Source organism: Thiomicrorhabdus sediminis (genome assembly GCF_005885815.1).
Lineage (GTDB): Bacteria > Pseudomonadota > Gammaproteobacteria > Thiomicrospirales > Thiomicrospiraceae > Thiomicrorhabdus > Thiomicrorhabdus sediminis.
Genome location: NZ_CP040602.1, coordinates 886,684 through 913,115, shown reverse-complemented (window position 1 = coordinate 913,115; position 26,432 = coordinate 886,684). Strand labels below are relative to the sequence as shown.

Below are 26,432 nucleotides of genomic sequence, written 5' to 3'. Positions count from 1 at the left end.
GCACAGCAAGCGCCTAAATCTGTATTAATTTTTTGCTTATTCTAATAATTTGCTTACAAACTTGCCAAGGCTTTTTCCAGAGAGGCATTGTCGAATACCGCCTGCATCCCCATTTTACGGTCAATGCGACGGTTCAAGCCCATCAAAACTTTGCCAGGACCTAATTCGTACAAACCTTCCACACCTTGCGCTTTCATGGCATTTACCGTTTCCACCCACTGTACCGGACGGTAAAGCTGCTGAACCAGTAACGCTTTAATTTCATCGGTTGAAGCCGCCTGACTGAAATTGACGTTATGCAATACCGGTACTAGTGGCATCTGCAAATCCATATCCGCTAGAGTCTTCGCCAACTCATCCGCAGCCGGTTTCATTAAGGAACAGTGCGACGGTACCGATACCGGCAGCGGCACCACACGCGAAGACCCGGCTTCAGTCGCCAGTGACATCGCCGCATCAACCGCAGGCTTATTACCGGCAATCACCACTTGCCCCGGAGAGTTGAAGTTAACCGCTTCAACCACACCTTCAGCCTGTTCGCAGACAGCCACAACCTGAGCGTCTTCCAAACCCAATATTGCCGCCATCGCACCTTGACCTGAAGGCACTGCATCTTGCATTAAACGACCACGCAACTCTACCAACTGCACACCTTGAGCCAAGCTCATAGCGCCACTTGCCACCAACGCGGTATATTCACCCAATGAGTGCCCTGCCATAAAGGCCGGTGCAGTTTCCACCTGAGACTTAAGTGTTTCATATACGGCAATCCCGGAAGCCAACATCGCAGGCTGCGTGACATCGGTCTGGTTTAATTTACCTTCAGCATCGTTTTGCACCACATCCCAAAGATCATAACCCAGTGCTTGTGAAGCCTCTTCAAACACTTGAGTAACGGTAGCGTGGCTTTCGGCCAACTCTGCCAACATTCCAACCGATTGTGAACCCTGTCCCGGGAAAACAAAAGCATATGACATAGCGTAATTCCTGTAAGTTTATCCGACTATAAAAGTACAAAACCCTCGTTTTGAGGGTTTTTAGAAAAGTAATTTAATATTTAATCAAGGCTGAGCCCCAAGTGAAGCCACCGCCAAACGCTTCCAGCAGGAGCGTCTGGCCGCGCTGAATGCGGCCGTCTCGGATCGCCTCATCCAACGCCATCGGTACCGATGCGCTTGAGGTATTTGCGTGCTTGTGTACTGTAACCACGGTTTGGTCATCACGCAATTTCAATTTTTTAGCGGTCGCATTAATAATACGCATATTGGCTTGGTGCGGTACCAGCCAATCGATATCTTCCTTTTGCATATTATTGGCAGCCAAAGTCTCCGTCGCGATACGGCTCAAGGTATTCACTGCAACCTTGAAGACCTCATTGCCTTTCATCGACATGGTTCTTTCCGCAATCTCGTCGGTCTGCGGCTTTTTCGAAGGCCCTGACGGCACATGCAACAACTCTTCATATTCGCCATCGGCATGAATATGCGTCGATAGGATACCGGCTTCGTTTGAAGCTTCCAAAATCACCGCACCGGCGCCGTCACCAAATAATACGCAAGTATTACGGTCTTCCCAGTTGGTAATACGAGACAGGGTCTCTGCACCGACCACTAAAGCGCGTTTCGACATACCGGTTTTAATAAACTGGTCGGCAACACTTAATGCATAGACAAAACCGGAACAAACCGCTTGCACGTCAAATGCCGGGCAGCCGTGGATATTCAAGCGCTGCTGCAATAGGCACGCAGTACTTGGGAAAATTTTATCAGGAGTGGTCGTAGCAACAATAATCAGATCAATCGATTGAGCATCAATTCCCGCCATTTCCAGCGCGCGTTGAGAAGCGACCTCGGCTAGATCACAAGTAGTCTGCCCATCGGCAGCGATATGGCGCTGTTGAATACCGGTACGCTCACGAATCCATTCGTCACTGGTATCGACCATCTTTTCCAGATCCGCATTAGTGAGAATTTTTTCCGGTAAATAACCGCCCGTACCGATAATACGGCTATAGATTTTTTCGCTCATACTATATTCTTATCAGTTTGTAGCCGATCAGCGCAGTGCGCTTTTATCATGCTGCATTAAAGCTGTGAGTTAGGGGTTAACTACTGCTATCGAGTAATTAAACACCGCCAAGTCAGACTGACTTAGCAGTTTTTACCTGTTCGACCTGAGCTGCGTCATCGGCAGACTTTAGCGGTTTTAGTTCCTGCAAAAGCTGGGACACTTCCGCCGAAATCAAATCGGGTACGTTTTTCGCCACTTCAAGACGCGCTTCAGAGATCGCATTCAAAAATGAAAACTGATCCGCGCCGCCGTGACTCTTAATAACGATCTTACGTAACCCCAACAAGGATGCACCATTGTAACGGCGTGGATCAACCTTGTCTTTAAAAGATTTCAAAACCGGATAGGCAATCAGCGCAACGAGCTTGGTCAATAGATTTTTACTAAATGACTGCTTGAGATAGAAAGCGATCATTTTGGCAACGCCTTCACTTGATTTCAGGGCGACATTACCGTCAAAACCGTCACAAGCCACAACATCCACATCACCCTTATAAATATCATCGCCCTCAATATAACCGATATAGTTAATTGACGTTTGAGTTAACAAGGCGTGGGCATCTTTGATTCGTTGATGACCTTTAATCTCTTCTTCGCCGATATTCAACAAACCAACACGTGGTGCCGGGTTGTCGTCTACCGCGCGAGTCAACACCGATCCCATCAGGGCGAACTGCATCAAGGCTTCGCCATCACAACCGACATTGGCACCCAAGTCCAAAACATGAACATGGCCTTTCATTGTCGGCATAGAGGTACAAATAGCCGGACGATCAATTCCAGGAATGGTTTTTAAAACAAACTTGGCTACCGCCATCAAAGCACCGGTGTTACCAGCACTGACACAGGCTTGAGCTTGCTCATCCTTAACCAGATTTAGGGCGATACGCATTGAAGACTGGCGTTTGTTACGCAAAGCCTTGGAAGGAAGGTCATCCATCTCAACCACCTGTTCAGCATGCTGAACGGTGATACGTGAGGAATCATATTGATACTTAGCCAGCTCTTCACGAATCTCGGATTCTCGACCGACTAAAGTGATATGAATATCAGAGTAAAGTTTTAAAGCATCTAATGATGCCGGAACGGTGACCGGAAGACCGTGATCACCGCCCATTGCATCAACGGCAATATTAATAGCCAAGATAAATTACGCCTTATCTTGAACGACTTTTTTGCCTTTGTAGTAACCGTCTGCAGTTACGTGGTGACGACGGTGTACTTCACCTGTTGTTTCATCAACAGTCGTTGCTGGCGCGTTTAAAGCGTCATGTGAACGACGCATACCACGTCTTGAAGGTGTTTTACGACTTTTTTGAACTGCCATGGCAATCTCCTAAAATTACAACTTAATCTATTTTTTTAACCCTTGCAATGCAGCAAAAGGGTTAGGCTTCTGGGCTTCATCATCGATCAAACCCTGCGATTTCTTATTTGCTTCCGGTGACTCCGCTTTATAAGCCGGTGCACTGCTGCTTTCATCAATAGGCGCCAAAGGCACACACAACAAAAGCTCTTCTTCAATCCAATCGAACGGTGAAACCTTCTCACCATCCAATTCGTAGACTTCGACGTCCGTCGGCAAATCTTCAGTTAATGCCAGCGACTCCGTAAACACCCCTTTAACTTCGGTATTCACAGGCAAGTCAAATGCTTGTAACGAGCGCTGACATTGCAAATTCAAACTGGTATTAAGCTTCATAATAAAGGCTGGAAACTTCAGCGCTTTATCATAAAAAAAATCTAACTGAACTTCGACCTCACGATCAGCATCGACAACCGCTTCAACCAAACGTTTAAGGCGGCTCTGATTGACGCTTCCAGTAAATCGCTTATTGTGATTTACCGAGTAAATCGGGTCAATGAGTTCAGGTAGCTTATTAAACATAGGCGCGAATCATACTCGTATCGTGTCTTGAAGTCAAAAAAAACTCCGTAAATTAACTAAAAAAATTGCGGATTGTTTCTGCTGGCAATTTTCCGTCTCGACAAACCCGCAATTCAATCGCCATATTTTAGCTTTTTTATTTAAAAACAAGCAATTATAAATAGTGTGCAACACGATTCACCACAATAGATTTTTTGATTTTAAAAAGCGTACTTTTGCCCAGCGTTTCGCTTATCCGTAAATTCGGGTAAATAGTGGTAAGATGCGTTAAATATTCCACAAAAACACCTTAACCATCGCACAACACGAGATTGACTATGACACCAACACCCAGCCCAAACAATAGCGAACTGAAATCCACCTCAGCGCCTTTACCGGCCATTGTTTTAGGCTCGACCTCAATCTATCGCAAACAACTGCTTGATAAACTGCAATTGGACTTTATCCAAGACAAACCGGAAATAGACGAAACCCCGCACAGCAGGGAATCGGTACAAAAAATGGTAATACGTCTTGCCAAAGGTAAGGCCAAGGTTTTTCAAAACCAATACAGTGAACACATCATTATCACCTCGGACCAGAGCGCCAGCTTCAATGGCAAACCGGTTGGCAAACCCAAAGACCGGACCGACGCCATTAGACAGCTGCAAGACTTTAGTGGCCAAGCGGTGATTTTTTATACCGGCCTAGTCGTGGAGAACACTGCAACGGGAAACAGTTATGAATACCTAGACACCACCATCGTACACTTTCGCGAGCTAAGTTTAGAGGTTATCGAAAATTATATTGATCGGGAACAGCCGCTGGATTGTGCCGGCAGCTTTAAATCGGAAGGTTTGGGAATCACCCTATTTGAGAAAATTGAAAGTCGTGACCCAAATGCACTAATCGGCCTGCCTTTAATGGCTTTGACCGATATTTTCTATCAAATGGGTTACGCGTTACCTAGAGCACTTTAGACGCCAGACCCTATACAAAATCGAATCAGTGCGCGAGCAACCAGTTATTCAGCTCTTGCAATGAATGCAACACCGCCACCGGTTCATAGGCTTGCAACACTTCGGTTTGATGCACACCATGGGTCAGCGCGACTCGATCCATACCGATATTCTGCGCCATCTCCATATCGAAACTGGTATCTCCCACCATTACCGCATCGCAAACATCGAGATCGAACTCTTGTAAAATCTGCTGCAACATCAAAGGATCCGGCTTGGAGGCCGACTCAACCGGAGTTCGAGTCATATCAAAATAGACTCCAAAACCGGTTTCTTCAAGCACTGCATTCAAGCCCTTGCGACTTTTACCAGTGGCGATAGCGGTGATCAAACCCGACTGTTTTAAATTCAGCAACAACACCTCGGCGCCATCAAACGGTACCATTTCGACATCACTTTGCTCCAGGAACGATTGGGTATAAGCCTCCGACATCGCGACCACCATTGCCTGATCAAGCGTTGGATACAAACCTAAAATCGCGTTTTCCAGACTCAACCCGATAATCTGCTTGGAAACATCATATGGCAAAACCTCTAAACCGCACTCACGAGCCGCCATTTGTATCGCATCGACAATTCGCGCTTCGGAATTCATTAAGGTGCCATCCCAATCAAAAATAATTGCTTTATATTTTTTAGGGGCTACAGCACTACTCATAATAAATTCCTTTTTTAACTTTCTACTCACGCCGAACACCAACAATAACGAATCAACTCAGCGCCTTGATAATTTTATTAAAATCCGGCCACAAAGGCGCTTCGAACAACATCTTTTCACCGCTCACCGGATGGGTAAAACCTAAAAACTGGGCGTGCAACGCTAAACGTTTCATCCCCAACGGGCGATATTTTTTATTGATATCGCGGTTACCGTATTTATCGTCACCCAATAAAGCGCAACCTTGCGACAAGGCGTGTACGCGAATTTGGTGGGTACGCCCGGTTTGCAGCTTGACCGACACCAAATCGGCATCCTTGAGGCGTTTTTCCACCTTAAAGAAACTCACCGCTCTTTTACCGTTTTGCGCTACCTTAACATGCCAACCACCATCAGGCAGGTGATCTTTACGTAACGGCAAATCGACTTTTTTAACGCCCTGCGGCCAATGATTGGTGACAATTGCCAAATAACGCTTATCGAATTGGTTGTCACGCATCTGTTGATGCAGGTGTTTTAACACCGAGGCTTTTTTCGCCACCAACAGACAACCGGATGTATCTCGATCAATACGATGCACCAGCTCCAAACGTTTTGCCAACGGACGCAAGGCGCGCAACACTTCAATCAGTCCGAATAAAATACCGCCACCACCATGAACGGCAACTCCGCTGGGCTTATTGACAACCAACAGGTCCTTATCTTCATAAATAATATTGGCTTCGATGCGTTTCAGCTCAGACTGAGGAATTTGCGAATCAGCAATTTCAACCTTGGGCGGCACCTTCACCGGCGGAATGCGCACCACGTCACCATTTTGCAAACGCGTGCTGACTTGGGCTCGGCCTTTATTGATACGCACCTCGCCTTTACGGATAATGCGGTAAATCAGACTTTTCGGGGCTTTACGCAGCTGACGCATCAGAAAATTATCCAAACGCTGCCCGGCATCTTCCTCACCAACTTCAACCCACTGCACTTTTGCTGACATATTTATCCTTGATTGACCGCTTTTAATCTACGCCATGCATCAGCCCTGCACCTCACCTTAAAACGGCACACTTTTATCTGATTTAACAAAAACATAGCAAGGTTATCTCCCGTTGTGAATGAGCAGTTATAACCCTATAAAAATAAAATTGCGCACAGTTTACCCTTATATCACCATCTTGTCATTGCATGCATAGAAAATGAGTGATATATTTGCCGTGCTTATAAAAATAAGTAATGTACTCGTAGCACGCGAATATGTGCAGGAATTTTTAATCTACAGACTCTATAACTTATTAGAAAGACTGTATTTTTAGTTAAAAACCCTGAGCCATAATCCTAAGATACAGATGACGATTACAATACGTATAACCGCTGTTTAACCGCTAACGAAAGCGGGCTTTTCCTAAAAAGCTATAAATTCATGTTATACGGCAACATTTAGTTAGTGCAGCACTAAATGGGCAATAAACAGACCACAGTTGTTCTGATTTACTGTCCTTGCAGTAAGACACCAACTAAGTGACACGAGTGAAGCAAGGCCACAGATTCTAGAAGTACCCGGCTAGAGCAGAATGAAAAAATTCAAATAACAAAACTCATTCTGCTCGATAACAGTGTTACACAAAACAAGATGAATGCGACAACGCAACCGGTTATGCATACGGCCTAACCAAAAACAGCCACCTATCACAATGACCTCACGTCATTGAACAACATAAAGATAGGTAGATAATTTGTGATAACAAACCGCCCTAACAATCTCCGTCTTAGCAGCTTCTCGTCTGCCCCGCATCGGTCTTAGGCTTAAGGTTCAGCTTAAACCATAAAGAGACAAGCATGAAAAGAATGCTCATAAATGCGACCCAAGTCGAAGAGACTCGCATTGCCCTTGTAGACGGTCAAACCCTTTACGATTTAGATGTGGAAACCCCACAACACCAAAAGAAAAAAGCCAATATCTATAAGGGTAAAATTACCCGAATCGAGCCAAGCCTGGAAGCAGCCTTTGTTGATTACGGCGCTGAAAGACACGGTTTCCTACCTTTTAAAGAAGTCGCCGAAGAATACTACCCTGACAAAAAACCGGATTCAGGCCGTTTAAGCATTAAAGATGTGCTTAAAGAAGGTCAAGAGATCATCGTTCAGGTGCAAAAAGAAGAGCGTGGTAACAAAGGGGCCGCCCTGACCACGCAAATCACTCTCGCCGGCCCTTATGTGGTAATGATGCCGAACAACCCTAAAGCCGGTGGTATCTCTCGTCGTATTGAAGGTGATGACCGTAGCGATATTCGCGATAATCTTCGCGACCTAGACACGCCTGAAGGTATGGGATTGATTATCCGTACTGCCGGTGTCGGTAAAAGCACCGAAGAACTGCAATGGGGTGTTAACTACCTGATTCAGCTTTGGGAGGCGATTCAATCGGCTTCTGAACAGCGTGAAGCGCCTTTCCTAATCCACCAGGAATCGGATATCGTCATTTTGGCGATTCGTGACTACCTACGTCAGGACATCGGTGAAATCATTATTGATAATATGGATGTCTATCATAAGGCGCGTGATTTCATTCAGCACGTTATGCCGCAACAGGTTTATAAAGTTAAGCCTTATCAGGACAAGATTCCATTATTCACCCGTTTCCAGATCGAATCGCAAATCGAATCGGCTTATCAGCGTGAAGTGACCCTACCGTCTGGTGGCTCAATCGTCATCGACATCACCGAAGCTTTGACTGCGATCGACATCAACTCAAGCCGTGCAACCAAAGGTGGTGATATCGAAGAGACCGCCTTTAACACCAATATGGAAGCGGCTTGCGAGATCGCCCGTCAGTTACGCCTGCGTGACTTGGGTGGTCTAGTGGTGATCGACTTTATCGATATGCACTCGAACCGTCACCAGCGAGAAGTGGAAAACAAAATGCGCGAAGCGGTGAAAACGGACCGCGCCCGTGTGCAAATCGGCAAGATCTCACGTTTCGGCCTACTGGAAATGTCACGCCAGCGTCTGCGCCCTTCTATCGAAGAATCGACACAGATCGTCTGCCCTCGCTGTCACGGTGTCGGCGTAATCCGTGGTGTCGAGTCACTGGGTCTTTCAGTATTGCGTCTACTTGAAGAAGAGAGCATGAAAGAAAACACCAAACGCGTAACGGTTCAGTTACCAGTTGATGTGGCGACTTTCCTATTGAATGAAAAACGTAACCAGATTACTAAAATCGAAGACCGCTATAGCCTACATATCCTGATCGTTCCAAATGAACACTTGGAAACTCCGCAGTATATGATGGAGCGTACCCGTATTGGTGAAGAAACCAGTAGTGCAGCCAGTTATGAAGTCAAAGAGATTATCAGCGAAGACTTGGAACAAGTGGCAGAACCGGTTAAACCAAAGGTTAAAGAAGAGCCGGCTGTACAGAATATTCAGCCGACAGCTCCACCACCGGCACCTAAAGCAGAACCGGCAAAACCGGGACTATTTGCTCGTGTTTGGCGCGCTTTATTCAGTAAAGATGACGAAGAAGAGACCAAAAAGAAAACACGTGGTCGCAACGACAGCAATCGTCGTAATAACGGGCGCCGCCGCAACAATGGAGAGAACCGTAATGATGGCCGTCGTCGTAACCGTCGCAACAACCGCAATAACAATCAAGACAACGATGACAACAAGTCACAGAATCGCGCTCATGACAAGAATCAAGACCGCAATCTAGATAAGCATCAAGACAATAAAGCGCAAAACGACAGCACTCCAAATGAACGTGGTGGCCGTCGTCGTCGTCGCAACCGTCGTGATCGCGATACAAACGTTAACAATACCGCTGCGAACGAGCTAGATAACAATCAACCTCAAGAGCAACAAGCGGATAACGCTGCCGAAAGCAATGCACCGGCAAGCGAAGCGAAAAAAGAACGTAAACCTCGTGAAGAACGTGGCGGCCGTCGTCGCGGAGGGCGTAGCAGCCGTTACAACAGTCGCCGTCGTGCACCGGCTAATGCCGCGACCATGTCGATCGACTCGCCGGCTCCCGGCACGGAACACGCTGAAAACAAAGATAATCAAGCGCCAGTCGATAACAACATTGAAACAAACGTCGAGACAAATGAAGCGGTAGTTGAAAACACTGCGGTAAATGTTGAACAAACAGCCGAGGTGAAATCTTCCGATGAGTCGGCCAAAACTGAACCCCATGTTGAAAGCCAAGCCGATACCAAAGTTGAAGCCGCTGACAACGACGCTACAAACGAACCGGCTAAGGTTGCGCAGACTAAAGAAAACGCGTCTGAACAAGCCGCTCATGAGCCTGTAGTTTCTGACTCTGAAAACGAAACAGCAGCTCAAGCTGAAACGGTTGCAGATAATGAAACTGCCTCGGAAAACAGTGATGAGTCTGCCAATCAGGATGAAGATAAGCCGCGTCAACGCCGTCGTGCGCGTCGCCCTCGCCGTCCTAATACACGTTCACGTTCAAACCGTGGCCGTAAACCAGCGGAGAGCTCAAACTCTGATGGTGGATCACCAGCTGAATAAAACTTAAGTTTTAAACAGCTCAATAAAAAAGCCCCGCTTAAAATTATTTAAGCGGGGCTTTTTTTATCTGTGACATTTAACAATGGATTACAGATGATGCTGACGAATATGGGTCAATAAGCCTTCAGAGGCGGATTCAACCAAATCAAAAACATGTTCAAAACCTTGATCGCCACCATAGTAAGGATCAGGCACCTCCGTTTCCGAGAACTCATCTGAGGCAAACTCTAAAAACATCTGGATCTTGTCGTAATGCTCGGGAAGCGCCAACTCCCTTAGGTTATGGTAATTGGAATCATCCATCGCCAGAATATAATCGTACTGATAGAAATCCCCCATATCCACTTGTCGGGCGCGAAGATCCAACATCTCAATACCACGGTTTCTCGCCACTTGCATAGAACGTGTATCCGGATGCTTACCGATATGATAAGCCGCTGTACCGGCTGAATCGATATCGATATGCTGTTGCAGACCTTGATCAATCACCAATTTACGAAATACCGCATGCGCTGTAGGCGAACGGCAAATATTGCCCAGACAGACAAATAATACAGATACCTTACTCATTGATTCACTATACCCTTATTTATAAACTTGTCTCAAACCGTGAAAGCCCTCATTTAAAGCCACGATTAAGATAAAATATGCGCTTAGTTTACAAGGCACGCCATCAAAATGCACTCTTTACCCCCTGCAAGGTTCCGTTATGAAGATAACTGGATCATCTACAGCGATGACGATATCGTTGTCGTCAACAAACCCAGCGGACTACTGTCTGTGCCCGGGCGCGGCGAGGATAAATATGAATGCCTCGGTTATCACTTGGAGCCGATTTTCGGCGAACTGAAAATCGTCCACCGCTTGGATATGGACACTTCCGGCATTATGGTGCTAGCAAGAAATAGCGATGCTCACCGCCACCTGAGCCGCCAGTTTCAAGATCGCCAAACCGAGAAACGCTACCATGCGGTCTGTGCCGGAATGCCTTCGGTAAAATCCGGTAAAATTCAACTGCCGATGCGTTGCGACTGGGAGAACAGACCTTTGCAAATGATCGATTGCATTCATGGCAAACACGCATCGACGCTTTGGCAACTCAAGCAACAAGATGCAGAGCGCTGCTTAATCGAACTTACCCCGATAACCGGCCGCTCACATCAACTGCGTCTGCATATGAAAATGCTCGGCCATCCAATTCTGGGCGACAACCTCTATGCCGATTCCACCAGTCTAATGAAAAGCTCTCGCTTAATGCTGCACGCCAGTGAACTGAGCATCACCCACCCAACTCGCAAAGAGCGGCAAACATTTTACTGCCCTGCTGAGTTTATGCTAACGTTATCCGTATAAATTCAAAAAACCTGACAGCTTTATTTAATGAAAAACGGCCGATAAACCTCTTACAGGCCGGAAAATTCGGCGAATAGACCATACCGAACCAGTGGCACAGTTTATGCTTTCGAACCACTATTGAATTGTAACTCTTGGCTTTACAAGGCATGTAAAGCCTGCAAAACCTAAACAGGATTTAGCGTCATGGCAGAGATCGACCAAGAAAAAGATGACCAAGCCACCGAAGAAATGCTGGCAATGATGAACGATGCCTCAGAAGACTTGAGCGAAACGCTGGATGATGCATCTCTCGATGCCGACGAACTGCTTAATGCCATTGCCGATTTACCGGCTGAGGACATTCAACTGCCTGATGACATGGGCGATGAAGTCTCGATAGACCTCTCACAAAGCGCTGAAACCACCTCTGAAAACGATCAAAAGCAAAACGACAGCGCGATTGATGAGTTGGATATGGACGATTTGGACGCCTTGATGGCAGAAATGGGCGATGAAGTAGAAACACAGGCTGAAGTTAATGATGTCGCTTCCGAAGCGCCCGCTGAAGAATCCGCCAGTGTTGATATCGAAGAAATGGATGATATTGATGCCCTGCTGAGTGAAGCCGAAAGCGCCACAGACCCAGAAGAAACTGCGGCCGATGTGGATGAAATTGTTCCTGATGCGGACAATCTGGATGATTTGGCAAACCTTGCCGAACTTGAGGCCGCGATGAGTGCATCGGACGATAAAACAAACGCAACAACAAACGAAACGACTGGTCTGGATAGTGAATCAGACGATACAGAACCTGCAAGCGCTGACGCCGCCGATGACCAGACTGATATTGCTGACATGCCTGATGCAGCTGATTTGGATTTAGACAATATGGATTTAGCGGAAAATGAAACTCAATCAAGCGCTGAAACCGTTGAATCCGCCGATGACGACTTGGATGCGATGATGGCGGCAATGACTGATGACAGCGCATCTGCCGAAACCACCGTTGAGGATATCGCTAGCGACGCAGCAGAAACCGGCATAACCGAAACTGAAGACCTTGAGCTCGATGAAAACCTGGCGGCGGATATCGCAGAAGCCAGCGATGCCGGTTCAATCATTGATGACAGCGACCAAACTGGTGATTTCACCGATGAAGCGGCAATGATGGCCGATATCGATGACATGGACGACATGAATGAGCTTCCAGAGCTAGATGAAGTCGAAGCGGCCAGCGAAGTCGAAACGCCAACGGATGAAGCGGCATCTGAAATGGATAATATTGATGAGCTTGATGGTGTTAATGACAATAGTGCTGACGCAGAAACACCTGCTGCAACAAATGCTATTGCGACCGAGGCAAACAGCGACAACACTGCTAGCGATGAGGATTTGGCGATTATTGAGCAGACGGCGCAATCGGTCTCGGCAATGGAAGAATCGATTGATATCGATCAATCCATTCAAGAAATTGCCCAACAGGTCAAGCAGACCGCTCGTCAAGCTAATAACTTGGCTTTGGAAACCTCAAAGCAGGCACAAGCCTCAGCCGAACAGACGCAAAAAGCCATAGAGGCAACCTTTGCCGCCGCGGAACGCGCATTTGAAGCGGCAAAAAAAGCAGGATACAGTGTGGATTTGAATTGTTTAGAAAAAGATGTCAGTGCTGATGACATCGCTCAACAGATTAGTCAAATCCAAGAAAAGAACCAGCAACTGAAATCGGTCAATGACAGCATCAAAACACGAATTGCTGAATTGAAAGCCGATTAAGTAGACAGATTAACCCAGCTGATTAAATTTATGCGAAACATAGGCCAAACCAATGAGTGAAATTGTTGACGACCTTTTACAAGAAGTTGAACAACTTGAAGAGTCCACCCAGGAACTAGAATCTTCGGTGGAAAAAGTTAATCAACAAGTCAAACAGGCGCAAAAAACCTCTGACAATGCCAGCGCAGATGCCAACCTGCTTGTTTTAGAAGCGTCTAAAACAGCACAAGCGGCAGCTGAGCAGAGTCATAAGGCTGCGCAGACCTCAATCAAACAAGCCGAACAACTTAAAGCGCAAGCGCTGGAATTGAATGAATCCAATTTTAATTGGCGCCAATCTGTCCGTAATGCCGCCAAAGACTTTCAAGCCGCTAAAACCAGCTTTGCGGTCATGATGGGCGCAGCCATTGTCATGAGTGCGATCGCCATCGGCGTAGTCAGCTATCAGATGTATGCGATGCAAAAACAGCAGGCACAGTTTAAAGGCGAGGTGCTTGATATCATCACCACTGAAACCACTCTCTTAACCAAAAAAATCACGCTTAAAATTGATGAACTTGCCGCGGTGGTGGAAACCCTGGGACAACAGGTGAGCATGCTAAACACAGTAACCATGGCGCCAACCGCAACACCCCCTGAAAAGATGACGGAGGCTGAAAAAAAAGCGGTAGACAAGAACGAAACAACAATCACCAGTGTCACGGATACTGTCACCGAAAACAGCGAGACAGCGCTAGAGGCGTCAACAACAACCGAACCGCAAAATACAGCAGTTGAAGAGAAAACCATGGCTGATGAAATAATCTCTTCTCAAGCGATGCCAAGCGTTGCTGAGACGCTGGACAACCAAGCCATTGCCGAAGCGGTAAAACCGGTTATTGATGAGGCGATTGCCCGTCATAGCCATACAGCAATGCAGAATGCGGTGAGCAAACAAGAGTTGGCCAAACTTCGTGAACTGGTTGAAAAAGTCAGTGCTCAACAGCAGGCTCTACAACAACAGATGCAAAGTAGCGATAAACAAACCACTGTAGACCCGGATAGCGCGACTATCGCCGGTTCGGGACTGACTGCGGAACAGGTGAAAAAACTTAATGGAATCAGCTGGCTGATTCGTAAACAAAGCAAGACTCTGGAAGCGATTGAAGGCCGCTTAGGTAAAGCGCAACAAAAATCATCCGCTACTGTCAGCCAAGAACTGCAGGCTCTGAAAGAACAGCAGTCGATTTTGCAACAGCAAATAATCAGTATGCAAAAGGCATTGCAGGTTTTACTCGATAAAGCGCAAAACCCTCAGCCGTATAGCTATAAAGCGAAATAATCAACACCTTAAATTAAAATCCAAATCCCGTTTTATGCGGGATTTTTTATGTCCACGGACAAGTTTCAATAAACCTATCTAAATCTAAATCACCCTTTTAGCGTAAACTCCGCATGTATTTAGCATAAAATATCAATTTACGGTCAGTATCATTAGTAACTTGATTTAGCCTACTGCGTTTAATATCCAATAAAAAGAGAGTCATTTTGAGAGGCGTTATTTTTACAACCTTTAACGAATTCGTTGAAAATGAATTTGGTTACGAAACACTGGATTACATTCTGTTACAAGGTGAATTCCCCAATGACGGTGGTTTTTGCGCCGGAGAAACCTACAACCCTGCTGTACTGGTAGAAATGTTGCAACACCTGTCTGCAAAGACCGATATTGAAATGAACTCACTCTGGTACAAATACGGTTTTTATGCCTTTACCAGCCTAGTGACGCAGTTTAGAGAAATCTATGATGATAAAGAAAGCCCTATCTTTAATGACAATGTGTTCGATTTCGTCGAACAACTCAATATCATGCATTTTACCGAGTTGAAGAAAATCTATCCGAATGCACAGTTTCCACGTTTTGGTATTGAGCGTGAAGACGACCAAATCACCCTGATCTACAGCTCGGAGATGAAACTGCATCACTTTGTTAAAGGCTTGCTGTCTGGCTGCATCCATTTCTTTGACGAACCGCTTGAGCTCAGCATGACGATTAACGATGACCCGCAAAACACCTTCTCCAAATTTACCATTAAACGCCGGTAAGCACCAAGCACGTTCCAGCGCTCTCGCTTTGTAATTCAAAAATCAAAAACGCCGTTAAACGTTGATCTCAAAGGTAATCTTTACTGTTAAAATACAAACCAAGTCAACTTAAAGAACACGGCATGATTCCCTCACTAAAACAATATCAATTCCTTCCTTTGGCATTAGCTATAGTCTTGTTATTGATTGCTGCAATTTTCAGTATTCAAAGCGAAAGAAAATTTAATGAAGTTGAAAAATCCTGGTTAAGTTATGCCGAACGCAGTAATCAGCTAGACCGCCTGATGATAGACATTCAAGGCGCAATGGGCTATGGCGGCTTTATTCACAACTTTAAAAACCTGGTGATTCGTCAAGACCTGGATACCTACGGAGCAAAAATTGAACAGAACTATACCAACCTAGAGAATTCATTGAGACTGCTTCAATATGAACTTAAGGTCGACACTGACATACTCCACTTATCAAATATTCACGCGACCATAGAGGAGTATTATTCTCAATACCAAACCGTCAAACGTTTGATTAATAAAAACCGTACCAGTGAGCAAATCGATAAACTAGTTAAGGTCGACGATACTTTCGCTTTGGAATCCTTTAACTTTCTCAAAAACCGAATTAATGAACGCTTAGTAGAAATTAAGTTAGCCGTCGAAAAGGAATATTCGGAAGCGCAGCAGTTTTTATGGTTTAGCCGGCTAGTCATCTTAATAAGCTTTTTCTTAGCGGTTGCCATTCTCTACAGATACCATACTAAATTCGCTTTTTTAACCACTGAAGCCGTTAAAGTAAAAGAGGTTATTGATTCGATCAATGTCGGCTTATGGGAAATCGACCTAAAAGATCAAAGTAAAACCAATTGGAACGATACCTGCAGTCAGATTCTTGAAACTCCGCAGGACATGCAAATGGATACTGATCGATTTATAAGCTTCTTCAAATATGGTGAAAACGCAAAAACGATTGATACTGCGATTCGCAATGCCATTAGCAAGGGCGAAAGCTTTAGCGAAGAGCTTGAAATTATCACATTTAAAGAAAACAAGCTTTGGGTACGAGTTGAAGGTATTGCTCTTTATGAAGCCGGTCAGTTGACCAAGGTTTTTGGACTGATTGAAAACATCTCTGACAAAAAAGCATTGGAAAAAGAACTGGTCGAAATGCGGGATCAAGCTCTTGAAGCAAGTCGTTCGAAATCAGAGTTTCTTGCCAATATGTCTCATGAACTGAGAACGCCTTTGAATGCAATTATCGGATTTAGTCAATTACTCGAACGTGATCCAGAAACTTCACCGCAACATAAAGAAGATATTCAAACCATTCATAACGCCGGCAAACATCTTTTAACCATTATAAATGACATCTTGGACTTAAGCGCTATTGATGCCGGTAAATTAAGTATTTCTATCAAGCCTGTCAAACTAAGCTCTGCCGTCGACAGCAGCATTGCATTCTTAAAGACTCTGGCCAGCAAAAAGAACATTCAAATTGAATGTCACAACCTGGATGGAGTTTACGTCAGAGCCGATTTAAGCCGACTCAAACAGGTACTTATTAACCTGCTCTCGAATGCGATTAAGTATAACCATGACAATGGTACTGTTGTCTTTAGAGCAGACATTAAAGCTGAACACATACGCCTCAATGTCATAGATAACGGCATGGGAATCGATAAAAACCAAATTCCGCTTTTATTTAAACCGTTCGACCGCTTAGGTCGTGAAAATCTAGCGATACAAGGAACAGGAATTGGCCTATCCCTGAGTAAAAAACTAATCAGTATTATGGGCGGCGAAATAGGCGTTACCAGCACTTTGAATCAAGGCAGTTGCTTTTGGATCGAATTACCTCTTGAAAAAACCCTTGACTATCAACCCGAACATACTCAAAGCAACGCTCACAACGACTACAAAATAGGACTGGAAAAGACCGTTCTCTATATTGAAGACAACCCTTCAAATATCAGTTTAATGAAGTCTTTTATTGAAAAAGAGACGAAACTCCAATTACTAACTGCACAACGGCCGGAACTAGGCATTCAGCTGGCTTTAACACACAAACCCGATCTTGTTTTATTGGATATCAATTTGCCGGGAATGGATGGGTATGAGGTGCTAAAGCAACTCAAAAAAGACGACATTACAAAGGATATTACTGTTTTCGCAGTCACTGCCAACGCCATGCCTAATGATATTACTAAAGGCAAAGCTTCAGGGTTTTCCGAGTACATCACCAAACCCATTGACTTTGATGTTCTAGCGGAATTGATAAAAAAGATTGTTTGATTATCTACCCACGAGAACAACATTGAATATCGCAAACAATATTGACTGCGCTCTGCAAGCCTTTTAATACTCATTAAAAAATGAATGGTATAAATAAACCTTAATCTTCTAACATACAAGACTTATGCTTAAGGTAAAAAGTATCTAGTTCTTTTACTGGTAAAGGTTTAGAGCATAAATATCCTTGATAACATTCACAACCAATCTTTTTAAGATACCTTGCCTGCGCTTCAGTCTCCACCCCTTCTGCAATCACTTGCAATTTCAGAGTCTGTCCCATCTTTACAATGGTCTCTAAGAAAACAGCGCCATCTGGCGTATTATAGTCCCGAACAAAAGCTTTATCTATTTTGAGTTCACTAATAGGAAATGTCTTCAAATAAGACAAGGAGGAATAACCCGTACCAAAATCATCCAGAGAGATTGAAAAGCCTTTACTACGCAAGCGCTTCATTAGATTTAGGTTTTTGTCGTTTTGGTCCATAAATAAATATTCAGTGATTTCCAAGTGAATCTTATTTGGATCAACACCTGTTTCTTTAACAAGATGTTCTAATAAAGACTCGAATTGATTATCCAAAAGTTGCTTTGTGGCTACATTGACTGACACATGCAGATCCATTCCTTGTTGCTGCCATATTTTCTGTTGACGAAAAGCTTCTTGTAACACCCATTTTCCCAACTCTAAAATAAAACCATTTTCCTCCGCCAAAGGAATGAATTGATCAGGCATTATCATTCCTTTAGTAGGACTAAACCATCTGATCAGCGCTTCTAGGCCGATGATATCTCCATTCAGCAGATTCACTTTAGGTTGGTAATACAAATGATATTCATGGTCTTCCAGAGCTTGCCGCATTGCTTTATCCAGTGCTATATTTTTTTGCACCGTAACATTTAACTCTTCAGTATAAAAATAATGCTGATTGCGGCCTCGCTTCTTGGCTTCATACATAGCAATATCTGAAGATTTCATTAACCCAATCATATCTTGAGCGTCCTTTGGATAAAGCGCTATACCGATACTACTGGTAATCTTTATTGGGTGTCCCTGAATGATCCACGGAACATTTAAACGACTTTGAATTCTTTCCAATATATTTGAAATCTCGCTTAAAGACTCGTAGTCATGCAAAACTATGACAAACTCATCGCCACCAACACGAGCCACAAAATCATTGGTTCGAAGCACCTCTGAGATTACTCCTGCGACCTGTTGCAATAACTCATCACCAACATTATGACCAAGAGCATCATTCACCGCTTTAAAGTTGTCTAAATCCAAAAACAAATACGCAAATTCATAATTTTTTCGAGCAGCATCAGCAATCAAACATTTTAGATTCTCATTTAAAGCATGACGATTTGCCAACCCACTCAAAGAATCAGTTCTAGCTAAGTTAAAAAGTTCTTTTTGTTCACTATCTAAACGTGAAAAAGTCTGAGCCATTGAGCTGCGAATATATTCAAGCTCTTTGAGATTGAAAACACTTGGTGTTTCACTCTGGTAATAGGCATATTGACGTAAACGTTCCAACGGTTTGATAATGTAGCGAATCATCAATAACCACATCACAAGGATAATCAAACCGGGCAACAAGCCAAAATACAGCAAAAATTTTAAACTGTTTTGATTTAAGAAAGCCGCCGCCTCTTGATGATCAAATAAAAATACCAGCGTTAGTTTCTGTAGATCTTTTCCTTTATAAAATCTAATAGTCCCCTCAAACCCGACATGGTCCAGCAATATATTTTCTGCGCTCAAATCTGGATCAAGAAATACATTTTTTTTATCTGGAACTTTTCGGTATCTTGGGTCAGTCGTCAGTAAAACCTTCTGGTCATCTAGAATCATAATCGCCTTAATAAAGTCATTGTTTGACACTGCCCTATCCAGCAAAGAACGAGTGGTTCGAACCATTTTCTTGTCTACTATCTGCTTAGACAGCAAATAACTGATTTCCGACATATCATCTTTTAAACTGCCCAGAATAACCTCAGCGGTATGGCTTTTCTGCTCTTGATAATAATCTGCGAAAATTGCATAGAGGATGACCAATATGGTCAATAAGTTGATTATCATGAAATGTTTGATGCTCAAGCGCACTTAAATCAACCCTCTAATTGGAAAGCCTAGTTCCTGAATACGTTCTTCAAGTTCAGGACTTATGCCACTGTTGATCCAAACAATACTATCAAGGGATTGCACAAACTCCTCATAACTGAGTTCTAGCATATAAGGCTTGATTGTTGTATAGAATTCTTGTGGATTTTGTTTGAGCGCTTCTGTGGCCTTGTTAACCAACTTTTTTAGCTCTTCAAATTGTTTACGGTGTTTATTCAGAGAAGATTCACGTGTAAACAACGCATCCACCACCAAAAGATTCAAGCCATCTTTAGTGGAAGCGACCTCTGCAAATCCCTGTTTTTCCAGCTGGATGTCATAGGGCGTATAGGTCACCAATAAACTCGGGCGTGATAACTCCCCGGCCTTTAAAGACGACAAGGTGGCTTGATCCCGGTTGATATACTGGATTTTTTTACCTTCAAGCCCATAGTGAGGAATGAAATCCTTCAATAAAGTGCTATTAATTGAATCCATCTCCAAATAAGCATCAATGGTTTCTGACGTGTTTTGCAATTCCGCCAACGAGACATTACTCAAAATGATATCTCCGCCATAAGAACGGTCAAACAACATAACAGGCATTAGTGAAGGATCTTTTTCAATCAACAGACTGTACTCATACTGAGTGCCCACATAAGCATCAGCATTGCCAGCCTCAAATAAATACATATTTTCACTAAGGGAAACAACATGGAGTAATTTGATATTCAAATCGTCCAACCAGCCTTTCTCTTTCGCATAAAAAAGTGGCGAATAGCCGACCCAAGTGGTTGCTGAAATTTTTAATTGACTGTATTCATTCTGCGAACACCCCGTAAGCGAGAACAATAATGATAAAAATATTGCCAGTTTTTTAAACACATCCACCACCTTTAAGCCAGCCAATAGAAATAAAATCTCAGTCCAAAATACTCTTTTAGAAAGAGAATAACATAAAAAATTACTAGATAAGTCAATAAGGTAAGTTTCAAAATTCAGGAGAGCATCGTCACCCCATTCGAGTTTGCATCCATTATTGATACGTAATAGCCCTCTAAGTTAAACTCAGTCCATATATACTGACTATTTCCAATAGTTATGGTTAAATGACTGAGTATACATGATGCAAATTTCAAAGACCTAATATGCCTAGTTCCGTTCGACGTTTTGTTTTAATGATTATTGCCACTGCATTTTTCTTACCAAACACACAAGCGGCAGAATCCATCAAGGTACAACTACGCTGGCTACACCAGTTTCAATTCGCCGGTTACTACATGGCTTTAGAAAAAGGCTATTACGCTAATTATGCATTGGATGTCGAACTGATTGAAGGCGGTCCGAACTCGCTAAAACCGATTGACGATGTCCTTGAAGGTAAGGTGGATTTCGCCATTACCGGTTCAGGAGTGGTGATTGACCGCATGGAAGGTAAACCGGTGGTGGCGGTCGCCGCAATTATGCAAACCTCGCCAATCGTCTGGATATCGCTCAAATCGTCCAATATCCGTAGCCCGATTGATTTGGCAAATAAACGTCTATTGATTATGCCGCCCCCTGAGAGCGCTGAACTACTCACTATGCTCAAGCATGAAGGGATTGATATCGACCAGCTTGATATTCGCAATACCAGCTACCGAATTGAAGACCTAATCGACAACAAAGCGGACGCCTATGACGGCTATATCTCCAACGAACCCTATTACCTAAAACAGCGAGGCATTGAATACAACCTTATCAATCCGCGTGAATACGGCATCAACTTTTATAGCGACGTACTCATTACCAGCCAAACCTTTGCCAAAAACCAGCCCGAATTGGTGGAACATTTCAAAGCCGCCACCTTAAAAGGATGGGAATACGCACTGGATAATATAGAAGAGACGGTGCAACTCATCCATAATCAATATGCACCGCAGAAAACGCTTGACCACCTGCGCTTTGAGGCGCAAACGCTGAAAAAACTGATTATGCCCGAACTGGTTCAGGTAGGCCATATGAATCCTGGTCGATGGCAGTTTATCGCCAACAGTTACCAACAATTGAATATGACTCAGGCAGATGCCGGCCTGAAAGGTTTTCTTTTTGAGGCGGACTTCAAACCGAACTACACCTTGGCAATAAATATCGCACTGGGCAGCGCTCTGCTGTTGCTCATCGCCGCACTGATTATTTTTAAGTTCCGCAAACTATCCCAACAACTTCACAAAAGTAATCAACTATTGGCTCAACAGGCTTTGATTGACCAACTCACCCAAGTCAGAAATCGTCGCGGTTTTCTTGAACAGGCTAAAACGGTACTCAGTCAGGCAAACAGGGAACAATCCCACAGCAGCTTTTTAATGTTCGATATTGACAATTTCAAACAGATAAATGATCGTTATGGCCATTCCGCCGGTGACGCCGCCCTGATTAAATTCGCCAATATGCTTTCCTCACATCGCCGCCAACAGGATATTGTTGCCCGTATCGGCGGTGAGGAATTTGCCATGTTATTGATTGATGCCGATATTAAAAGTGCCGAGAAAATCGCAAAACGCATTTTAGAAGATATTCGTCATGCCGTAATCGAATCCCCAAACTCCGATAATCAATTCAATATTACGGCCAGTATAGGTATTGCCGCCGCACACGGTAGCATAGAAGAGTTCTGCGAAAAAGCGGATAAAGCACTTTACCAGGCAAAACATAACGGCCGCAATCAGATAGTGATCGCAGAATAATCCCTCGACAAATCACATAAAGGTTCTACAGCCGTTGAAATCGCAAAATCTATCTACTGCATTACACAGACTGAAAAAAATGTTTTCAATATAAACATATTTATCCCTCTTTGTATTTATGCATTCACACAGTCTCAACCTAACTTCTTAGCATACCCCGGATTGATTTGATCTAATATGTGTCTGTTTTGAAAATTCCAATTCATAAATAGAAGTTCATATCCCCTTTCTGGTTAAACTCTTTAACTATCATAATCTCAACTCTTCGGTTAATTTTCTGATTTTCAAGTATAGGGTTCTCATTTACATCTCTGTTAGGAACCTTTGGTCTTGTATCCGCATAACCAACAGCCTTAAGTTTATTATTGTCTACACCTCGGAGAATAAAGACTTTCAGTACGGAAATAGCACGACTCGAAGACAATTCCCAATTAGATGGAAATCGAGTCGTGTGAATGGGTTCATCATCTGAATGGCCTTCTATTTCGACGCGAAAGTTATCCAGAGGAAATAACTTTATTCGATCAGCTATATTGGATAGCAGCGTTTTTGATTTTTCACTTAGTTCACTTGATGCACTTGAAAAGAGTAATTCACTTGGTAATTCGATTTTAAGGAAGTTATCACCCTTAGTTAAAGCCTCATCAGGATTAATATTATTACTGCTGAAAACAAAAAAAAGACTTTCATGAAGGTCATTTAATGGCGATTTATAATTTTCCCTCTCCAATAGTTCTTTATTAATTCCTTGGGTGATATATTCGAATTTTTCTTGGCTAATTTCAGAAACTGACAGGATTAATACAAAAAAAGCCAACAATAATGTCACTGCATCGGAGTAAGTAATAAGCCAGTCGTCATTTTCTTCAGTTAATTTTTTCTTTTTTACAGGAGAAACAGGCTGAAAAAAACCTTGGTTTTTTGTCTCTTCTGCCTGTTTGTTTTGAAATGTGACTGTACTTTTATGTCTCATCGTTCTGTTCTATTAAATTGGTATCTCGGTTCGATATATGCATTCATCGCATCTTCAATAATAAGAGGGGACGCTCCTTCCGATAAAAGCGTAAGACCTTCGATAAGAATCTGATTTCGATAAAATTCCAAATCTTGTTTTTGCTCAACTTTCCTTGCCGCAGGCTTAAACAGTAATTGGGCCAATAAAACGCCGTACAAGGTTGTAAGCAAAGCTACCGCTAACCCAGTACCCATCTGAGAATAATCGCCTTCCATGCTATTGAGCATAATAATCAACCCAACCAAAGTACCTACCATTCCAAAAGCTGGTGCCGAAGAAGCCATGGTAAGCAACACTTTCGCTTGGACAAGATTTCGTTCATAAATGTATTGTTGCTGATGCAACATTAGATTCTTCAACTTATCCCCCGAGTAGCCATTGACCAAGTAAAGGTATGACTGTTTCAGAAAATTCAATTCATGCTCTGGAATCATAATAGTGTTCTCGAGCCTTACAATTCCTTCTTGCCTGGCAATTTTTGACCAATCGATCAAGGTTCCAACATCCTTATATAAAGTATTAGGATTTACCTTTGATGCGATTAGCGTATAACCTAATTCTTTCAATGCCAATAATACATTTCGCCCTTCATAGGACATCATCGCTGATGCAAGGGTCCCTCCCAAAACAATCAGAAGGCTAGACAAACTGAAGAACATAAAAAAATTATTAGTATTTAAAATAATTGCAGAAGTAAAAAGAGATATGCCCAACAGGAAGCCGATTAGGGCTGATTTTGATATATGCATTAAGGAATATTCCTTGTCTAGAAAGATACCAAGAATTGGTAATTAACTTTATACATCAATTTACTCATAAAACTTTAAGCTGTCAAAGTACAACAAGGACAATAAAACAGGAAAAATACACGTAACTTATTGATATTACGTTTTCGGAGACATAAAAAAACCCGCATGATCGCGGGTTCTTTTGAAATATGGCGGTGGACTAGGGATTCGAACCCCAGGTAGGCTACAAACCTACAACGGTTTTCAAGACCGCCGCCTTCAACCACTCAGCCAGTCCACCTTTGTTTGATGTGGCGTATTATATAGGGCTATGGAGATTTTGCAAGGCGTTTTAAACGCTTTTTTTACAAAATTTATTATAAAATTTGGCCATGGTTTAATCGAAATATATAAAATAGATGAAAAACAAAGATTTAAGTTTTAACCAGCAGTGCTGGCAGCTTTTAAAAAAAATTCCGAAAGGCAAAGTCACTACCTATAAAGCGTTGGCGAATGCTTTGAATACTAAAGCCTATCAAGCAGTAGGCAGTGCAATGGCCGCTAATCCTGACTTAATCAGCGTTCCCTGTCACAGGGTCATTAACAGCGATGGTCGTATTGGCAAGTTTGCCTTAGGAGAAGCAAAAAAGATTGAATTGTTGCGCTCGGAAGGCATTGAAATCAAAGACAACAAAGTTGTCGATTTAGAGCACTGCTTTTTTGATTTTTCATAACACTCGATAAAGTTCGACAGCAGCTCAATATATAAATTAGCGAAAAAAAAAGCCCGTTTAATGCGGGCTTTTTTATTGCCATGAAAGCTGGCTTATAAAACCTCTGCGCCACCCAGATATGGACGCAGTGCCGTTGGTACGGTAATGGTACCGTCGGCATTCTGATAGTTTTCCAGCACAGCGACCAAAGTACGCCCTACTGCCAGACCGGAACCATTCAAAGTATGCACCAATTGCGGTTTACCCTCTTTAGCCCGGAAACGCGCCATTAAACGACGAGCCTGAAAATCCTCGAAGTTTGAACATGAAGAAATTTCGCGGTAAGCTTGCTGGCCCGGTAGCCAGACTTCCAAGTCATAAGTTTTGGCCGCCGAGAAACCGATATCGCCGGAACACAAAGTCATTACACGATATGGCAATTCCAGTTTTTGCAAAATCATTTCGGCATGACCGGTTAGATCTTCCAACGCCTGATAAGACTGGTCAGGGTGAACCACTTGTACCATTTCGACTTTTTCAAACTGGTGCTGACGAATCAAACCACGTGTATCACGGCCGTAAGAACCCGCTTCGGAACGAAAACATGGCGTATGCCCTGCCATTTTAATCGGCAAGCAGTCTTCATCGATAATCTCGTCACGTACCAGGTTGGTAATCGGAACCTCGGCTGTCGGGATAAGATATAGGTCACGATCATTGGTATCATGCTCTTCATGCTTGCCCAATTTATAAAGATCTTCCTCAAATTTAGGCAGCTGCCCGGTACCGCGCAAACTATCCTGATTGACGATATAAGGCACATAGACCTCTTCGTAGCCGTTTTCGGCATGAGTATCGAGCATAAACTGGGTAAGCGCGCGCTGCAATTTGGCCATAGAGCCTTTCAAAACGGAAAAACGCGATGAGGTTACCTTGACGGCGGCATCATTGTCATACCAACCACGCGCTTCACTTAACTCAACATGGTCTTTCACCTCGAAATCGAACGTTCTAGGTGTTCCCCACTTACGCAACTCGACGTTATCGTCTTCACACTGACCAACCGGTACCGATTCATGCGGCAGATTCGGAATATGCGCATAAAGCTCTTCGATTTTACCTTGTACTTCATTAGCCGCCTGCTCCGCTTCTTCCAACTGACTTTTCAGGCTTTCCACCTCAGCCAACAGCGGTGCGATATCTTCGCCCTGCGCCTTGGCTTTACCGATCCCTTTGGATTTGGCATTACGTTCCGCTTGCAGGTTCTGAGCATTGGTCTGCAACTCTTTACGCTGCGCTTCCAGTTCTTCAATTTGCGCAGTATCAAGAGTGAAACCACGCGTTTTCAGTTTTTCGGCAACGGTCTGTAAGTCTGTTCTTAAGAGTTTGGCGTCTAACATTGTTGTATTCCAGTTTTCTAGCAAGAGTTTTTCTTGCTGTCATCCTTATAAAATTTTACTTTAAGCTTTATCTGGCTTATAGAAGATTGCAACTACAAGCCGGCATGAAATTGTTGCGTATTTTAGCATT

General features: G+C 43.6%; 22 protein-coding genes and 1 tRNA gene. 9 read left to right on the top strand and 14 right to left on the bottom strand.

The features are described from left to right. Positions 1 to 53: 53 nt before the first annotated feature. From fabD to FE785_RS04130, 5 genes are all read right to left on the bottom strand, one after another. Entirely contained in the window at positions 54 to 977 is a 924-nt protein-coding gene (gene fabD / locus FE785_RS04150) for an ACP S-malonyltransferase (RefSeq protein ID WP_138564566.1), read from the bottom strand. A 73-nt stretch (positions 978 to 1,050) separates the two neighbouring features. Continuing rightward, on the bottom strand, positions 1,051 to 2,028 hold the full coding sequence (locus tag FE785_RS04145; protein WP_138564565.1) for a beta-ketoacyl-ACP synthase III: 978 nt from the start codon (positions 2,026 to 2,028) through the stop codon (positions 1,051 to 1,053). Between the two features lie 112 nt (positions 2,029 to 2,140). Further along, a complete protein-coding gene (plsX, locus tag FE785_RS04140) occupies positions 2,141 to 3,214 on the bottom strand; it encodes a phosphate acyltransferase PlsX (RefSeq protein WP_138564564.1) in 1,074 nt (357 codons plus the stop codon). Positions 3,215 to 3,220: 6 nt separating this feature from the next. Continuing rightward, a complete protein-coding gene (gene rpmF, locus FE785_RS04135; protein ID WP_138564563.1) occupies positions 3,221 to 3,397 on the bottom strand; it encodes a 50S ribosomal protein L32 in 177 nt (58 codons plus the stop codon). Positions 3,398 to 3,424: 27 nt separating this feature from the next. After that, positions 3,425 to 3,958 carry a YceD family protein gene (locus FE785_RS04130; RefSeq protein WP_138564562.1) on the bottom strand — a complete coding sequence of 178 codons (534 nt, stop codon included), beginning with the start codon at positions 3,956 to 3,958 and terminating at the stop codon, positions 3,425 to 3,427. A 317-nt stretch (positions 3,959 to 4,275) separates the two neighbouring features. On the opposite strand from FE785_RS04130, the gene FE785_RS04125 reads away from it, so the two are divergent. Continuing rightward, complete coding sequence (locus FE785_RS04125) at positions 4,276 to 4,917, top strand: Maf family protein (RefSeq protein ID WP_138564561.1); 642 nt, start codon at positions 4,276 to 4,278, stop codon at positions 4,915 to 4,917. 25 nt (positions 4,918 to 4,942) lie between these two features. Here FE785_RS04125 and FE785_RS04120 read toward each other — a convergent pair whose 3' ends face one another. Further along, on the bottom strand, positions 4,943 to 5,614 hold the full coding sequence (locus FE785_RS04120) for an HAD-IA family hydrolase (RefSeq protein ID WP_138564560.1): 672 nt from the start codon (positions 5,612 to 5,614) through the stop codon (positions 4,943 to 4,945). 52 nt (positions 5,615 to 5,666) lie between these two features. Beyond that, positions 5,667 to 6,605, bottom strand: coding sequence for an RluA family pseudouridine synthase (locus FE785_RS04115; RefSeq protein WP_138564559.1), 939 nt, complete (start codon positions 6,603 to 6,605; stop codon positions 5,667 to 5,669). Positions 6,606 to 7,444: 839 nt separating this feature from the next. On the opposite strand from FE785_RS04115, the gene rne reads away from it, so the two are divergent. Beyond that, positions 7,445 to 10,138: a ribonuclease E gene (gene rne, locus FE785_RS04110; RefSeq protein ID WP_138564558.1), complete on the top strand. Its 2,694-nt coding sequence runs from the start codon at positions 7,445 to 7,447 to the stop codon at positions 10,136 to 10,138. Between the two features lie 87 nt (positions 10,139 to 10,225). On the opposite strand, the gene FE785_RS04105 is transcribed toward rne, so the two are convergent. Continuing rightward, the gene (locus FE785_RS04105; protein WP_138564557.1) at positions 10,226 to 10,708 is read right to left on the bottom strand and encodes a low molecular weight protein-tyrosine-phosphatase; all 483 of its coding nucleotides are present in this window, start codon (positions 10,706 to 10,708) and stop codon (positions 10,226 to 10,228) included. Positions 10,709 to 10,816: 108 nt separating this feature from the next. On the opposite strand from FE785_RS04105, the gene FE785_RS04100 reads away from it, so the two are divergent. The 5 genes from FE785_RS04100 to FE785_RS04080 all read left to right on the top strand — a co-directional run bounded on the left by FE785_RS04100 (position 10,817) and on the right by FE785_RS04080 (position 17,616). After that, positions 10,817 to 11,491 carry an RluA family pseudouridine synthase gene (locus FE785_RS04100; protein WP_138564556.1) on the top strand — a complete coding sequence of 225 codons (675 nt, stop codon included), beginning with the start codon at positions 10,817 to 10,819 and terminating at the stop codon, positions 11,489 to 11,491. 186 nt (positions 11,492 to 11,677) lie between these two features. After that, complete coding sequence (locus FE785_RS04095; protein WP_138564555.1) at positions 11,678 to 13,246, top strand: midas domain-containing protein; 1,569 nt, start codon at positions 11,678 to 11,680, stop codon at positions 13,244 to 13,246. 52 nt (positions 13,247 to 13,298) lie between these two features. Next, a complete protein-coding gene (locus tag FE785_RS04090) occupies positions 13,299 to 14,567 on the top strand; it encodes a hypothetical protein (protein WP_138564554.1) in 1,269 nt (422 codons plus the stop codon). A gap of 206 nt (positions 14,568 to 14,773) precedes the next feature. Next, positions 14,774 to 15,331 carry a heme NO-binding domain-containing protein gene (locus tag FE785_RS04085; RefSeq protein ID WP_168188908.1) on the top strand — a complete coding sequence of 186 codons (558 nt, stop codon included), beginning with the start codon at positions 14,774 to 14,776 and terminating at the stop codon, positions 15,329 to 15,331. Between the two features lie 122 nt (positions 15,332 to 15,453). Continuing rightward, positions 15,454 to 17,616, top strand: coding sequence for a PAS domain-containing hybrid sensor histidine kinase/response regulator (locus FE785_RS04080; RefSeq protein WP_138564552.1), 2,163 nt, complete (start codon positions 15,454 to 15,456; stop codon positions 17,614 to 17,616). A gap of 100 nt (positions 17,617 to 17,716) precedes the next feature. Here the strand turns inward: FE785_RS04080 and FE785_RS04075 are convergent, their stop codons facing one another. Together FE785_RS04075 and FE785_RS04070 are read right to left on the bottom strand one after the other, a co-directional pair. Continuing rightward, the gene (locus FE785_RS04075; RefSeq protein ID WP_168188907.1) at positions 17,717 to 19,723 is read right to left on the bottom strand and encodes a putative bifunctional diguanylate cyclase/phosphodiesterase; all 2,007 of its coding nucleotides are present in this window, start codon (positions 19,721 to 19,723) and stop codon (positions 17,717 to 17,719) included. Continuing rightward, positions 19,724 to 20,605 carry an ABC transporter substrate-binding protein gene (locus FE785_RS04070; protein WP_168188906.1) on the bottom strand — a complete coding sequence of 294 codons (882 nt, stop codon included), beginning with the start codon at positions 20,603 to 20,605 and terminating at the stop codon, positions 19,724 to 19,726. A 263-nt stretch (positions 20,606 to 20,868) separates the two neighbouring features. Here FE785_RS04070 and FE785_RS04065 point away from each other — a divergent pair, with 263 nt between their 5' ends. Beyond that, entirely contained in the window at positions 20,869 to 22,446 is a 1,578-nt protein-coding gene (locus FE785_RS04065; RefSeq protein ID WP_138564549.1) for a GGDEF domain-containing protein, read from the top strand. Between the two features lie 202 nt (positions 22,447 to 22,648). On the opposite strand, the gene FE785_RS04060 is transcribed toward FE785_RS04065, so the two are convergent. From FE785_RS04060 to FE785_RS04050, 3 genes are all read right to left on the bottom strand, one after another. Continuing rightward, entirely contained in the window at positions 22,649 to 23,419 is a 771-nt protein-coding gene (locus tag FE785_RS04060; RefSeq protein ID WP_138564548.1) for an OmpA/MotB family protein, read from the bottom strand. Next, complete coding sequence (locus FE785_RS04055) at positions 23,416 to 24,210, bottom strand: motility protein A (RefSeq protein ID WP_138564547.1); 795 nt, start codon at positions 24,208 to 24,210, stop codon at positions 23,416 to 23,418. The genes FE785_RS04060 and FE785_RS04055 overlap by 4 nt, the downstream gene beginning before the upstream one ends. 189 nt (positions 24,211 to 24,399) lie before the next feature. Next, positions 24,400 to 24,490, bottom strand: a tRNA-Ser gene (locus FE785_RS04050). Positions 24,491 to 24,608: 118 nt separating this feature from the next. Here FE785_RS04050 and FE785_RS04045 point away from each other — a divergent pair. Further along, positions 24,609 to 24,923: an MGMT family protein gene (locus tag FE785_RS04045; RefSeq protein ID WP_138564546.1), complete on the top strand. Its 315-nt coding sequence runs from the start codon at positions 24,609 to 24,611 to the stop codon at positions 24,921 to 24,923. Between the two features lie 92 nt (positions 24,924 to 25,015). Here FE785_RS04045 and serS read toward each other — a convergent pair whose 3' ends face one another. After that, positions 25,016 to 26,302, bottom strand: coding sequence for a serine--tRNA ligase (gene serS / locus FE785_RS04040; RefSeq protein ID WP_138564545.1), 1,287 nt, complete (start codon positions 26,300 to 26,302; stop codon positions 25,016 to 25,018). Positions 26,303 to 26,432: the final 130 nt, after the last annotated feature.

Excerpts from the sequence above, each read along its gene's own strand:
- fabD (WP_138564566.1), bottom strand. The coding sequence starts at position 977 with ATGTCATATGCTTTTGTTTTCCCGGGACAGGGTTCACAATCGGTTGGA.
- FE785_RS04145 (WP_138564565.1), bottom strand. The coding sequence starts at position 2,028 with ATGAGCGAAAAAATCTATAGCCGTATTATCGGTACGGGCGGTTATTTA.
- rpmF (WP_138564563.1), bottom strand. The coding sequence starts at position 3,397 with ATGGCAGTTCAAAAAAGTCGTAAAACACCTTCAAGACGTGGTATGCGT.
- FE785_RS04130 (WP_138564562.1), bottom strand. The coding sequence starts at position 3,958 with ATGTTTAATAAGCTACCTGAACTCATTGACCCGATTTACTCGGTAAAT.
- FE785_RS04125 (WP_138564561.1), top strand. The coding sequence starts at position 4,276 with ATGACACCAACACCCAGCCCAAACAATAGCGAACTGAAATCCACCTCA.
- FE785_RS04120 (WP_138564560.1), bottom strand. The coding sequence starts at position 5,614 with ATGAGTAGTGCTGTAGCCCCTAAAAAATATAAAGCAATTATTTTTGAT.
- FE785_RS04115 (WP_138564559.1), bottom strand. The coding sequence starts at position 6,605 with ATGTCAGCAAAAGTGCAGTGGGTTGAAGTTGGTGAGGAAGATGCCGGG.
- rne (WP_138564558.1), top strand. The coding sequence starts at position 7,445 with ATGAAAAGAATGCTCATAAATGCGACCCAAGTCGAAGAGACTCGCATT.
- FE785_RS04105 (WP_138564557.1), bottom strand. The coding sequence starts at position 10,708 with ATGAGTAAGGTATCTGTATTATTTGTCTGTCTGGGCAATATTTGCCGT.
- FE785_RS04100 (WP_138564556.1), top strand. The coding sequence starts at position 10,817 with ATGCACTCTTTACCCCCTGCAAGGTTCCGTTATGAAGATAACTGGATC.
- FE785_RS04095 (WP_138564555.1), top strand. The coding sequence starts at position 11,678 with ATGGCAGAGATCGACCAAGAAAAAGATGACCAAGCCACCGAAGAAATG.
- FE785_RS04090 (WP_138564554.1), top strand. The coding sequence starts at position 13,299 with ATGAGTGAAATTGTTGACGACCTTTTACAAGAAGTTGAACAACTTGAA.
- FE785_RS04080 (WP_138564552.1), top strand. The coding sequence starts at position 15,454 with ATGATTCCCTCACTAAAACAATATCAATTCCTTCCTTTGGCATTAGCT.
- FE785_RS04065 (WP_138564549.1), top strand. The coding sequence starts at position 20,869 with ATGCCTAGTTCCGTTCGACGTTTTGTTTTAATGATTATTGCCACTGCA.
- FE785_RS04060 (WP_138564548.1), bottom strand. The coding sequence starts at position 23,419 with ATGAGACATAAAAGTACAGTCACATTTCAAAACAAACAGGCAGAAGAG.
- FE785_RS04055 (WP_138564547.1), bottom strand. The coding sequence starts at position 24,210 with ATGCATATATCAAAATCAGCCCTAATCGGCTTCCTGTTGGGCATATCT.
- FE785_RS04045 (WP_138564546.1), top strand. The coding sequence starts at position 24,609 with ATGAAAAACAAAGATTTAAGTTTTAACCAGCAGTGCTGGCAGCTTTTA.
- serS (WP_138564545.1), bottom strand. The coding sequence starts at position 26,302 with ATGTTAGACGCCAAACTCTTAAGAACAGACTTACAGACCGTTGCCGAA.